9 protein-coding genes and 1 pseudogene are annotated in these 12,086 nt (G+C 72.4%); 5 read left to right on the top strand and 5 right to left on the bottom strand.

The window, feature by feature from the left end; genetic code table 11:
• Positions 1 to 113: 113 nt before the first annotated feature.
• A complete protein-coding gene (tmk, locus tag ABD211_RS19240) occupies positions 114 to 2,339 on the bottom strand; it encodes a dTMP kinase (protein WP_344133537.1) in 2,226 nt (741 codons plus the stop codon).
• A gap of 303 nt (positions 2,340 to 2,642) precedes the next feature.
• On the opposite strand from tmk, the gene ABD211_RS19235 reads away from it, so the two are divergent.
• Positions 2,643 to 3,875: an amino acid deaminase/aldolase gene (locus tag ABD211_RS19235; RefSeq protein WP_344133534.1), complete on the top strand. Its 1,233-nt coding sequence runs from the start codon at positions 2,643 to 2,645 to the stop codon at positions 3,873 to 3,875.
• Between the two features lie 6 nt (positions 3,876 to 3,881).
• Here the strand turns inward: ABD211_RS19235 and ABD211_RS19230 are convergent, their stop codons facing one another.
• Positions 3,882 to 4,436, bottom strand: a complete 555-nt coding sequence (locus tag ABD211_RS19230; RefSeq protein ID WP_344133540.1) for a TetR/AcrR family transcriptional regulator — start codon at positions 4,434 to 4,436, stop codon at positions 3,882 to 3,884.
• A gap of 268 nt (positions 4,437 to 4,704) precedes the next feature.
• Here ABD211_RS19230 and ABD211_RS19225 point away from each other — a divergent pair, with 268 nt between their 5' ends.
• From ABD211_RS19225 to ABD211_RS19215, 3 genes are all read left to right on the top strand, one after another.
• Entirely contained in the window at positions 4,705 to 6,015 is a 1,311-nt protein-coding gene (locus ABD211_RS19225; RefSeq protein ID WP_344133531.1) for a D-arabinono-1,4-lactone oxidase, read from the top strand.
• A gap of 75 nt (positions 6,016 to 6,090) precedes the next feature.
• Entirely contained in the window at positions 6,091 to 6,306 is a 216-nt protein-coding gene (locus tag ABD211_RS19220) for a CsbD family protein (RefSeq protein ID WP_344133528.1), read from the top strand.
• Between the two features lie 109 nt (positions 6,307 to 6,415).
• Complete coding sequence (locus ABD211_RS19215) at positions 6,416 to 6,607, top strand: CsbD family protein (RefSeq protein WP_344133525.1); 192 nt, start codon at positions 6,416 to 6,418, stop codon at positions 6,605 to 6,607.
• 97 nt (positions 6,608 to 6,704) lie between these two features.
• On the opposite strand, the gene topA is transcribed toward ABD211_RS19215, so the two are convergent.
• The 3 genes from topA to ABD211_RS19200 all read right to left on the bottom strand — a co-directional run bounded on the left by topA (position 6,705) and on the right by ABD211_RS19200 (position 10,958).
• On the bottom strand, positions 6,705 to 9,506 hold the full coding sequence (gene topA, locus ABD211_RS19210; RefSeq protein ID WP_344133522.1) for a type I DNA topoisomerase: 2,802 nt from the start codon (positions 9,504 to 9,506) through the stop codon (positions 6,705 to 6,707).
• A gap of 193 nt (positions 9,507 to 9,699) precedes the next feature.
• Complete coding sequence (locus ABD211_RS19205; protein WP_344133520.1) at positions 9,700 to 10,440, bottom strand: hypothetical protein; 741 nt, start codon at positions 10,438 to 10,440, stop codon at positions 9,700 to 9,702.
• Positions 10,431 to 10,958 (bottom strand): hypothetical protein, encoded by a 528-nt coding sequence (locus ABD211_RS19200; RefSeq protein WP_344133517.1) that lies wholly within the window; start codon positions 10,956 to 10,958, stop codon positions 10,431 to 10,433. The genes ABD211_RS19205 and ABD211_RS19200 overlap by 10 nt, the downstream gene beginning before the upstream one ends.
• A 117-nt stretch (positions 10,959 to 11,075) precedes the next feature.
• Between ABD211_RS19200 and ABD211_RS19195 the strand changes: the two are divergent.
• Positions 11,076 to 12,086 (top strand): annotated as a pseudogene (locus ABD211_RS19195) (hypothetical protein); the annotation flags it as partial.

Below are 12,086 nucleotides of genomic sequence, written 5' to 3'. Positions count from 1 at the left end.
CGCGTCGCCGCGCACCACGGCGGCGCCGCCCCCGGCGGCGGCCGCGAGCGTCGCCACGGCCTCGGCCTGGCCGACAAGGTCGGCGAACACGGGCGGATGGGTGGCGAGCGCCGTCATGGCCGGGCCGCCCCCGAGTCGAATGCCACGCCGGGCACCGCGACGACCCGCCCGTTCGCGGCGTCCCGCCCGGGCTCGCCCGCGTCACGGACCGGCACGGCCGCGCCCGGGGCCTGCCCAGCCGCGTCCGGGGCCGGCCCGACCCCGTCCGGAGTCGGCGCAACCGCGTCCGGGGCGGGCTCTGCCACGCCGGGGGTCGGCTGGGCGGCGCCGTGCGGGCCCCGCTCGTCGGCCGATCCGGCCGGCACGGGCGGCAGTAGCCGCCGCACCCGGTCGAGGATCCGTTCGGCGATGTCGTCCGGGGCGCCGGTCGCGTCGACGACCAGGTAACGCGCCGGGTCGGCGCCCGCCCGGCGCAGGAAGCCGGTGCGTACCCGCTCGTGGAAGGGGAGGGCCTCGGACTCGAGCCGGTCGGCGCTGCCGCCCCGGCTGCCGGCCCGGGCCAGCCCCACGACGGGCTCGACGTCGAGCAGGACGACCAGGTCGGGCACCAGGCCGCCGGTGGCCCAGTCGGACAGCCAGGCCACCTCGTCAACCGGCAACGTCCGGCCGGCGCCCTGGTAGGCGAGCGAGGAGTCGACGTACCGGTCGCTGATCACGACCTCGCCGCGGGTGAGCGCCGGGCGGACCAGGCTCGCCACGTGGTGGGCCCGGTCGGCGGCGTAGAGCAGGGCCTCGGCGCGCGGGCCGAGCGTCGCCCCGGCCGGGCCGCCGGTCGCGGTCGGGTCGAGAACGAGCTCGCGGATGCGTACGCCGACGTCGGTGGCGCCGGGCTCACGGGTCACCAGGACCGCGCGGCCCTCGCCGCGCAGGGCCTCGGCGAGCAGGCCGACCTGCGTGCTCTTGCCGGCGCCCTCGCCGCCCTCGAAGACGACGAACAGGCCCCGGCCGTGGGCCGGCTCGGGAACGCCGAGCGGGCGCCCGCGCAGCGAGCCGATGAGGTCGCGCCAGACGGGCACGCCCGGCTTGTCGTCCATCTGGCGGAAGGCGGCCACGCCGGCGAGCACGCCGACCACCCCGGAGGCGAGCAGCAGGATCCGGGTGGTGGACAGGTCGAACCCGTACCCGAAGATATTGATCTTGCGCACGCTGCCCAGGCCCACCAGGACGCTGGACAGGGAGATCGCGAGCATCAGCACGACGCGGGTCGCCATGTTGACGAAGGCGAACACGCGCCCGCGCACCTCGTCGGCCACCTCGCCGCCCAGCAGGGTGGTGCCGGCCAGGAACGCCATGCCGGCGGCGACGCCGACGAACAGGACGAAGACGATCGCCACGGACAGGTGCCAGGCGAACGTGAGCAGCCCGGTGGAGATGCCCGCGAGCACGATCGACATGCCGAACCAGCGCCGCCGCGACAGCGCGCCGATGAGCTTCGGGCCCGCGACGATGCCGACCGCCAGACCGACGAAGATCATCGCGAAGAGGATGTAGAACGTGGACTCGCCGCCGCCGAGCGAGATGGCGTAGAAGTTGGCGGCGCCGACCACCATGCCGCCGCCCGCGAAGGCGGCGAGGATGCCCAGGACGAGGCCGCGCACGAGGGGCGTGCCGCCCACGTACTTCCAGCCGTCGACGAACTCGCGGAACACGCCGGGGGCCTTCTCACCGCGGCGGCTGCCGTGGCCGCTGATCTCCCGGATGCCGAAGAACACCACGCCGGCCGTGGCCAGCCGGGTGAAGGCCAGGAAGTACAGCGAGAAGGTGGTGGGGTCGAGGAACGACTGGCCGGTGGCCACGTGGACGCCGGCGAGCGCCTTGGTGAAGCCGGCCAGCAGCAGCGCGCCGAGCACGGGCGTGACGCCGTACGTGGTGGCGAGGGTGAGCTGGTTGGCGGTCTCCAGCTGGGTGCGGGTCAGCAGGTTGGGCACCGCCGCGTCCTTGGCCGGCAGCCACGCCATGGTGACGGCCTCGACGAGGAACGTGGCGATCGAGATCCACGCGATGACCAGCGCGCCGTTGTCGGACATCACGCTGAAGAGCGGGATCGACAGCAGGAACACGAACCGGATCAGGTCGCAGACCACCATGGTGTACCGGCGGTCGAACCGGTCGGCCAGCACGCCCGCGATCGGACCGAGGACCAGCGCGGGCAGCAGCCGGACGGCGATCACACCGCCGAACGCCGCGCCCTTCGCGGCCGGGTTCTCGACCTGCTGCGAGGCGAAGATCGACGTGGCCAGCAGGCCGAGCCAGTCGCCCAGCGAGGCGACCCCGAGCACGAGCCACAGCCGCCGGAACGGCCGGATCCGCAGGACGGTCCCGAACCCCGAGTCGTCCGCGGTGGTCGCGTTCGTGGCGATGGTGATCCCTCCCCCGTGAGCTCCGGCGGGCCCGGCCCGGTGAGCGCGTGCGGGGCACCCGCCCCATCCGGTTCACTGTAGTCCCACTACTGGTCAGGCGTACTTCCGCGCGGCCCTGATCGGACCCCGGCCGCGTACCCTGAGCTGACTCGGGGATGCGGTGCGTGACAAACGTAGGCGAAACTCTTTCGCGTTTGCCTCCCGGCCGGCTACCGTTCACATGTGCCCCCAGCTCACCCCCGTTACGCGGCCGAGCGGAGCGACCTCCGCGACCGCCTCGACGCGGCCACCGCGCGCCTCGATCCGCCGTTCGGCGTGGTCGATCTCGACGCCTTCGACGCCAACGCCACCGCCCTGATCGGGCGGGCCGGCGGCAAGCCCGTCCGGGTGGCGAGCAAGTCCGTGCGGAGCCGTGAGCTGCTGCGACGGGTGCTCGCGAGGCCCGGCTGGCGGGGCGTCATGGCGTACGCGCTGACCGAGGCGATCTGGCTCGCCGAGGGCGGGGTGAGCGACGACATCCTCGTCGGATACCCGACCGTCGATCGAACGGCCGTCGCCAAGGTGGCCGCCAGCCCCGAGCTCGCCGCCGCCATCACGCTCATGGTCGACAGCGTCGACCAGCTCGACTTCGTCGACGCCGTCACGGCACCCGACCAGCGCGAACCCCTGCGCGTCTGCATCGACCTGGACGCCTCGTGGAAGCTGCTCGGCGGCCGGCTGCACATCGGCGTCCGGCGGTCGCCGTTGCACAGGCCGGAACAGACCGGCGCCCTGGCCGCGGCGATCGCCGCCCGGCCCGGATTCCGGCTGGTCGGCCTCATGGCGTACGAGGCGCAGATCGCCGGCATGGGCGACGCCCCGCCGGGGCACCCCGTCCGGGGTGCCGCGCTGCGCAGGATCCAGGCCCGCTCGCTGCGGGAGCTGATCGGCCGGCGTACGGCCGCCGTCGCCGCCGTGCGCCGGTACGCCGACCTGGAGTTCGTCAACGGCGGCGGCACGGGCAGCCTCGCCACGACCACGACCGACCCGTCGGTGACCGAGCTGACCTCGGGCTCCGGCCTGTACGGTCCGGTGCTCTTCGACGCCTACCGCGCCTGGCAGCCCACGCCGGCGGCGTTCTTCGCGACCTCCGTGGTCCGCCGCCCCACCCCGGACATCGCCACCGTGCACGGTGGCGGCTGGATCGCCTCGGGCGCGGCCGGCGCCGACCGGCTGCCCGAGCCGTGGCTGCCGGCGGGCCTGCACCTGCTCGGCACCGAGGGTGCCGGCGAGGTGCAGACGCCGCTGGCCGGATCCGCGGCCGCGGGCCTGCGGATCGGTGACCGGGTGTGGTTCCGGCACGCCAAGGCGGGCGAGGTGTGCGAGCACCTCGACGCGCTGCAGCTGGTGCGCGGCGACACCATCGAGGACGTGGCGCTCACCTATCGTGGTGAGCGCGCGCCCGCATTCCTCTAGCCGGCGTCAGACGGAGTCGACGTGGCGGTGCAGGTACTCGCGGATGAGGCTCTTGGCCTCGGCGAGCACCAACTCGTCGCCCTCGGGGTCGCGCCGGAAGGCGTACTTGATCAGGCCGTCGGCGATCTCCACCGCGATGGCCAGGTTGAACCGCAGGCGCGGCTCGTCCGGCAGCCCGAAGTGCTCCACGAGCAGGCTGCCCAGCCGGTCGACGATGACGACGTTGTTGTCGCGTTCCTCGTCGAGCAGGTGCACGTCGACGACGTCGCCGAAGTGCAGGGTGCGGAAGCCCGGCACGTGCCGGTGCATGGCGATGTACTCCTCGATCGCCGCGTCGACCGCGTCCCACCAGTTGTGCAACTGGCCGTCGGTGATCCGCTTGGAGAGCCGATCAAGATACGCGTCAAGATTACGCAGCGTGAGCGCCTGGACAATCGCGCGTTTATCAGGGAAGAACTGGTAGACCGAGCCGATCGCCACCCCGGCACGCTCCGCGAGGAGCGTGGTCGTCAGGCCGTCATAGCCGACCTGGTCGACGAGTTCGGCGCAGGCATCGAGCATCCGGTGCACTCGCGCGAGGCTTCGCCCCTGCACGGGCATCCGACGCAGCGGACCCGCCGGCGCCGCGCTGGTCTGCATCACCACCGGCGTGACCTCCTCATCATCATCAGTTTCGGGCACACCGTCGCCCCCCTATCGTCGCGCGGCATCAATCATGCCCCATCTGGTGTCACAGCTTTCCGCAGGTAGGGCGAGTTGTAGTGACATTGTTGCGGAGAGTCACGAGATCTTTCGCGGCGACCCGCGATGTGCGAGAGGAAATCACGTCATGAGTACCCTCACCACTCCCGTGTGGCGGAACTGGGCCGGCAACGAGCAGACAATTAGCGCCGAGGTGGCCCGGCCCAACAGCACCGACGAGGTCGCCGACGCGATCACCAAGGCGGTCGCCGCCGGGCATACCGTCAAGGCCGTCGGGTCCGGCCACTCGTTCACCGCCGCGGCCGCCACCTCGGGCCTCCGGCTGGAGCTGGGCGGGCTCGCCGGGGTCGTCGCGGCCGATGCCGGCAGCGGGCTGGTGACCGTCCGGGCCGGCACCACGCTGCGGCAGCTCAACGCCGCCCTGGCCGGCCTCGGGCTGGCCCTGCCCAACCTGGGCGACATCGACGCGCAGACGATCTCGGGCGCGCTCGCCACGGGCACCCACGGCACCGGCGCCGGGTACGGCTGCCTGTCCACCTTCGTCGCCGCCCTGGAGCTGGTCACCGCCGACGGCACCCGGCTGCGCTGCTCCCCGACCGAGAACGCCGACGTCTTCGCGGCCGCCCGGGTCGGCGTCGGCGCGCTCGGCGTCATCACCGAGGTGACGCTGAGCTGCGCGCCCGCGTTCACACTGCGGGCCCGGGAACGGCCCACGCCGCTCGCTGACGTCCTATCGGGGCTCGACGAGTACGTCGGGACCAACGAGCACTTCGAGTTCTTCTGGTTCCCGTACACCGAGCGGACCCAGACCAAGGTCAACAACCGGGTGGCGGTCTCGGACGCGCCGCTGCCCGGGTGGCGCCGCTGGCTCGACGACGACCTGCTCGCCAACCGGGTGTTCGCGGGCGCGTGCCGGCTCGGCCGGGCCGTCCCCGCCGTCATCCCCACGATCAACGCGATCTCGGCGCGGGCGCTCAGCCCGCGCGAGTACACGGGTGTGTCGCACGAGGTCTTCGTGACCTCCCGCCGGGTCCGTTTCGTGGAGATGGAGTACGGGATCCCGCGCGCCGCGCTGCCGGAGGCCTTCGCCGGCCTGCGGCGGGTGATCGACTCCCTGCCGTACCGGATCACGTTCCCGGCCGAGGTGCGGTTCACGGCCGCCGACGACATCTGGCTGTCCCACGGGTACGGGCGCGAGAACGCGTACGTGGCCATCCACCAGTTCGTCGGCATGCCCTACGAGGAGTACTTCCGGGGCTTCGAGGCGGTCTGCGCGGCGCTGGACGGCCGGCCGCACTGGGGCAAGATGCACTACCGCGACGCGGCGTCGCTGCGGGCGGCGTACCCCCGGTTTGATGATTTTCTCGCGGTCCGCGACCGGCTCGACCCGGGCCGGGCCTTCGCCAACGACTACACCGAGCGGGTCTTCGGCGGGTGACCCCACGTTTGGCCTCCCGGCGGCCCGGGCACGTCACTGGCAGCGAAGTTGCGCAGAGTGAACTAGGAGGTCGCGATGTCGTTTGCTGACAAGATCGAAAACGAGGCCGAGGAGTTCAAGGGCAAGGTCAAGGAGAAGATCGGCGACTGGACGGACAACGAGAGCCTCCAGGCCGAGGGCGTGGCCGACCAGGCCAAGGCGAACGCCAAGCAGGCCGGCGAGCACGTCAAGGACGCCGCGGGCGACGTCCGGGACGCGGTCACGGCGCCGGACTCCCGGCGCTACGAGTAGCACCCGGCGCGAAAGGGGCGGCGACCCGTGCGGGTCGCCGCCCCTTCGGCGTTTAACCCCCGCCCCGCTGGGCAGGTCACATAGCGAAGACAACGACGAGGAGGTCGCGATGTCGCTCGGTGACAAGATCAAGAATGAGGCCGAAGAGCTCAAGGGCAAGGCCAAGGAGCGGGTCGGCGACATGACCGACAACGAGAGCCTCCAGGCGGAGGGTGTGGGCGACCAGGCCAAGGCGAACGCCAAGCAGGCCGGCGAGCACGTCAAGGACGCCGCCCGCGACGCCCGCGACGCGCTGCGCTAGCGCCCCTACGGAGAGGCCTTTGGCGCCATAGGGCTGGAATGCGGGACGCGATACCAGCCCTATGGCGCCAGAACCTGAAACCCCATGGCGGGACGGGTCACTCGCCCGCCGTGGTGGCCTTCCGCGGGGCGGCCTTCTTCGGGGCGGCCTTCTTCGCCGTGCCGGTCGCCTTGGTCGTCGCCTTCTTCGCGGTCGTTTTTTTGGCAGCTGTGGCCTTCGCGGGGGCCGCCTTCTTCGCGGGCGCGGCCTTCTTGGCGGCCTTCTTCGTCGACGGGTTGGCGCGCTTGTCGGCGAGCATCTCGCTGGCCTGCTCGAGGGTGATCGCCTCGACGGTCTGCCCGCGCCGCAGCGACGCGTTCGTCTCCCCGTCGGTGACGTACGGCCCGAACCGGCCGTCCTTGATGACCAGCGGCTTCTCGGTCAGCGGGTCGTTGCCCATCTCCCGCAGCGGGGCGGCCGCCGCCCGGCGCTGGCGGGTCTTCGGGGCCGCGAGCAGCGCCAACGCCTCGTCGAGCGTGACGGTGAACATCTGCTCCTCGGTCTCCAGCGACCGGAAGTCGTCACCCCGCTTGATGTACGGCCCGTAGCGGCCCGCGGCGGCCACGATCTCCGCGCCCTCGGCATCGACGCCCACCACGCGCGGCAGCGTGAGCAGGCGCAGCGCCTCCGCCAGCGTCACGGTGTCCGGCGCCTGGGTCTTGAGCAGCGACGAGTTGCGCTCGCCCGAGGACACGTACGGTCCGTACCGGCCGGACTTCACGACGATCGGCTCCCCGGTCTCGGGGTGCTCGCCGAGCTTGCGCTCGCCGCCGCCGCCGAGCAGCAGCTCCTCGACCTTCTCGGGGGTCAGCTCGTCGGGCGCGATGCCGTCGGGCAGCGACACGCGGTCGCCCTCCTCGGCGGCCGCCTCGCCGGGCAGCGTGCGCTGCACGTACGGGCCGTAGCGGCCGACGCGGACGACCACGTCACGGCCGGCGTCGTCGCGGAACAGCGGGATCGAGTTGACCCCGCGCGCGTCGATGTCGCCAAGGTTCTCGGTGACCATCTTCTTGAGGCCGCCGCCCTGGGCGATGAGGCCCATCTTCGACGTGACGTCGCCGAAGTAGAACGCGCGCAGGAAGTCCACGGCCGCCGCGTCGCCGCCGGCGATCTCGTCGAGCTCGTTCTCCATCGCGGCCGTGAAGTCATAGTCGACCAGGCGCGGGAAGTGCTGCTCCAGCAGGTTCGACACGGCGAACGCCAGGAACGACGGGATGAGCGCCTGACCGCGCTTGAACACGTACCCACGGTCCTGGATGGTGCCCATGATCGAGGCGTACGTGGACGGGCGCCCGATGCCGAGCTCCTCCAGCGCCTTGACCAGTGACGCCTCCGTGTAGCGGGCCGGCGGCTGGGTGGTGTGCCCGGTGGGCTCCAGCGCGTCGGCGGTCAGCGGCTGGTCCTTGACCAGGACCGGCAGCCGGCGCTCGGCGTCCTCCGCCTCGGCGGCCTCGTCGTCGGACGACTCGACGTACGCCTTGAGGAAGCCCGGGTCCGTGATGGTCTTGCCGGAGGCGCCGAAGTCGCACTCCTCGCCGCCGGCCGTCACGGCGCGCACCCGGACCGACACCGAGAAGCCGACCGCGTCGGTCATCTGGGAGGCGATGGTGCGCCGCCAGATCAGCTCGTAGAGCCGGAACTCCTCAGTGGACAGCTCGTTGGCGAGCTCGCCGGGCGTGCGGAACGTGTCGCCGGCGGGGCGGATCGCCTCGTGCGCCTCCTGCGCGTTCTTCACCTTGCCGGTGTAGCGGCGCGGCTGCGGCGGCACGAACCGGTCCCCGAACAGCTCGGCGATCTGGCTGCGGGCCGCGGCGATCGCGGTCTCCGACAGGTTCACCGAGTCGGTACGCATGTACGTGATGTAGCCGTTCTCGTACAGCCGCTGGGCGGTGCGCATCGTCTGGGCCGACGAGAAGCGCAGCTTGCGGGCCGCCTCCTGCTGCAGCGTGGAGGTGATGAACGGGGCGTACGGCTTGCGCCGGTACGGCTTCTCCTCGACGCGGGTGACCTTGAACGGCCGCCCCTCCAGGCGCGCGGCCAGGCCCCGGGCGGCGCCCTCGTCGAGGTGCACCACCCCGGCGTTGGGCGCGATCTGGCCGGTGGTCGGCACGAAGTCGCGGCCGGAGGCGACGCGGTCGCCGTCGAGCGCGATGAGCGTGGCGGCGAACGTGCGCGGCCCGTCGCCCGCGTGCTGCACCGCGAGGGTCGCCAGGATGTCCCAGTACTCGGCGCTGCGGAACGCCATGCGCTGGCGCTCGCGCTCCACGACGATGCGGGTCGCCACGGACTGCACCCGGCCCGCCGAGAGCTTCGGCATGACCTTCTTCCACAGCACCGGCGAGACCTCGTAGCCGTACAGGCGGTCGAGCTTGCGGCGCGCCTCCTGCGCGTCGACCAGGGACTGGTCGATGGCGCGCGGGTTGGCCACGGCCTGCTGGATCGCCGACTTGGTGATCTCGTGGAAGACCATCCGCTTGATCGGGATCTTCGGCTTGAGGGTCTCCAGGAGGTGCCAGGCGATGGCCTCGCCCTCGCGGTCCTCGTCCGTGGCGAGCAGGAGCTCGTCGGCCTCCTTGGCCAGCGCCTTCAGCTTGGCGACCTGCTTGGAGCGGTCGGCGCTCACGACGTAGAGCGCGGTGAAGTCGTTGTCGACGTCCACGCCGAGCCGCGCCCACGCCTCGCCCTTGTACTTGGCGGGCACGTCGGCGGCGTTGCGGGGCAGGTCGCGCACGTGGCCGTAGCTCGCCTCCACGACGTACCCCGGGCCCAGGTAGCCCGAGATCGTCTTCGCCTTGGCCGGCGACTCGACGATGACGAGACGCGTGCCCACCGGTGTGGCCGTCTCCTGCGCTTTCGGCACCCGCTACTCCCTCGGGTCTTTCTACGTCGCCCCCACCCCCACCGTGGGCGCATTGACGTCCTGACGGTTGTCAAACGGTACACGTACGGTCAAGCGTGACCACCGCCACGCGCCGTTCCTGGGGGTCGGAGTGCCACAATACGGGCACTCGGGACATTTCACCTATCTACCCCAACCGTTCGTCGTATCGAGGCTAGCTCGGCCAGAGCCCTTCCGGGGACGGGCGTGGCGGATCCCCGATCATCTCGGCCAGTCGCGCGACCCGCCGGCGCCCCGAGATCCGGTAGGCCGGGCCACCCGGCCGCCCTTTGATCAACACGCCGCCGAGGCCCGCGCCGGTCAGCGCCCGCCCCACCACCGGCCAGGTCCCGTCGTCGTCGGGACCGACCGCCAGGGCGTACACCCCGGGGTTCTCCAACCGCCCACCGGCGGTGACCCACAGACGCAGCGCGCGCCCGTCGAGGTGGAGCCGACGCGGTGGGGACTTGCTGCCGTCGGCGGCCAGCCAGGTCCGCGCCAACGGCACGAGCATCGTCGAGTACGCGGTGCGCACCTCGAATCTTTCGACGGGCGGCTCCGTGTCACCCGTTTCCGGGTCGTCGGACGGCGGCGGCGCGGGCCGGCGTTGTTTGTTCGGCGGATCGTGCGGATCCGGCGGGGTGCCGTCGTCGGCCGACTCCGCGACCGCGACCACGCTCAGCTCCGCGTGGTTGACCGGGGCGAGCGTCGACACGACCGTGGCCGCGAGGTCGCGCCGGGCGCACTCGCGGACGAGGACCGCGGCGCGCCACGGGTCGTCCACCGTGATCACCACCCGGGCGGTGCCGCCCATCCGGACCACCCTGCCGCCGCCCGCGAGCAGCCCGACCAGGTCCGCCGGCTCCGGCCGGTGGGCCTCGACTCCGAAGAGGGAGAGCTGTCGGATCAGCGACATTCCGGGATCTCGTCGAACGCTTTCGACAGTTCGGGAGAGGTGATCGCGCTGGTGTCGAGCCTGCTCGACGCGTACTCCTGGTTGAGCGTCGTGATGATGTCGACCACGCCGTCGTAGAAGTCCTGGTCGTCCTTTGTCGACAGCTTCTCGATGTCGCCCTTCGCGTGCCCGTACGCGTCGCGGACCGCGGCGAGCGAGTCGACGAACCGCCTGGCGATCACCTCGCCCTGGTCGACGTCCGGCTCGCCCGCCTCCTCGACCGCCCTACGGGCCGTCTCGCTCGCGTCCCGCGCGCCACCGAGCAGCGCCACCAGGTTCTTCTGCGTGTCCGTAGGCGTCTTCGCGTTCGCCATCTGCTGCTGGGCCTTCGCGTTGAGCTCCGCGATCTGCTTGCGCCACGGCGTCAGGGAGGCGCACACGGTGCCCGCCCACTCCTTCGGCTCGACCGCGCAGGCGGCCAACGGCGCCAGCAGCAGCGTCGTGAGCGCGACCGTGATCAACCGTCGGGTGCGAACCATGCGGGGAGCTTATGACCTTCTTCCTCCGTTGGGGAGTTGCCCTCGCACAGTTGTCCACCCGGTCGGCACGACGCTACCGTGAGCCTCGTTTGGGCAGCCCACTCCAGCGAGGGACCAATGACCGCGAATCGCCAGCTTCTTCGCGTCGGCGCCGTCGCCGCCGCGCTCGTGGCCGGCCTCGGCGCGGCACTCGTCACCGCCTCGCCGGCCGCCGCCGCCAAGCCCCGGATCTCCGTCAACCTGCAGGTCCCGTCCCCGGTGACCGCGGGCGGCCAGGGCATCACCCTGCGGACCGTGGTCCGCAACGAGACCCGCCGCCTGCCGTACTTCGACGTGCGCCGCTACCTCTACATCCAGTTGGACGGCGTGCAGCCGCAGCACGTACGCCTGTCGATCGCCGGCGGCGGCACCCGCGCCGCCGAGGCGTCCGGCAACGACACGCTGCGCATCCTGATCGACCAGAACGGCAAGACCCTCCAGCCGCGCGGCGCCGACAACGACCAGGACGAACTGTTACTCAACCTGGTCCTGCAGTTCACCGCGCAGGCCCCCGACGGCCGGGCCACGCTGCGCCTCGCCGTCACCGCGGCCGGCTTCAACGAGTCGGCCGTCTCCGGCGGCCACTCGACGACCGTCAAGGGCGGCGGCGCGTCCCCCACGCCCAGCCGAAAGCCCTCCGCCAGGCCCACCACCGAGGCGCCCGAGTCGTCCGCGCCGGTCGACACCGCCACGGACGTACTCCCCGGTGGCGGCGCCCAGCCGACCGGCGCGTTGGCCTCGAACAACAACCCCAGCGGTGGCGTCCCCTGGCCGATGTACCTGCTCGGCATCCTGCTGATCGGCGGCGGCGGGGCCCTGATCTGGTGGCTGCTGCGCGGCGGCAGGTCCGAGGACGAGGCCGGCGAACCCGCCCTCGCGGGCGCCGGCGGCGGCTACCACGGCGGCGGCCACACGGCGGTCATGCCCGGCGTGACGCAGACGATCCCGCAGCCGCGCAGCGCCGCCCCGACGACGTACGGCACGCCCCCGCCGCCGCACCCGCTCGTCCAGCCCAGCCCGCTCACCCACCCCGGCGGCCCGGCAGGCGGCATGGGCCAACCCGGCCCGCGCCCCTACCCCGGCCCGGCC

Source organism: Luedemannella flava, assembly GCF_039528515.1.
Taxonomy (GTDB): domain Bacteria; phylum Actinomycetota; class Actinomycetes; order Mycobacteriales; family Micromonosporaceae; genus Luedemannella; species Luedemannella flava.
This window is presented reverse-complemented; position numbering and strand designations above follow the sequence as displayed.

Excerpts from the sequence above, each read along its gene's own strand:
- ABD211_RS19230 (WP_344133540.1), bottom strand. The coding sequence starts at position 4,436 with ATGCTCGATGCCTGCGCCGAACTCGTCGACCAGGTCGGCTATGACGGC.
- ABD211_RS19225 (WP_344133531.1), top strand. The coding sequence starts at position 4,705 with ATGAGTACCCTCACCACTCCCGTGTGGCGGAACTGGGCCGGCAACGAG.
- ABD211_RS19220 (WP_344133528.1), top strand. The coding sequence starts at position 6,091 with ATGTCGTTTGCTGACAAGATCGAAAACGAGGCCGAGGAGTTCAAGGGC.
- ABD211_RS19215 (WP_344133525.1), top strand. The coding sequence starts at position 6,416 with ATGTCGCTCGGTGACAAGATCAAGAATGAGGCCGAAGAGCTCAAGGGC.
- ABD211_RS19205 (WP_344133520.1), bottom strand. The coding sequence starts at position 10,440 with ATGTCGCTGATCCGACAGCTCTCCCTCTTCGGAGTCGAGGCCCACCGG.
- ABD211_RS19200 (WP_344133517.1), bottom strand. The coding sequence starts at position 10,958 with ATGGTTCGCACCCGACGGTTGATCACGGTCGCGCTCACGACGCTGCTG.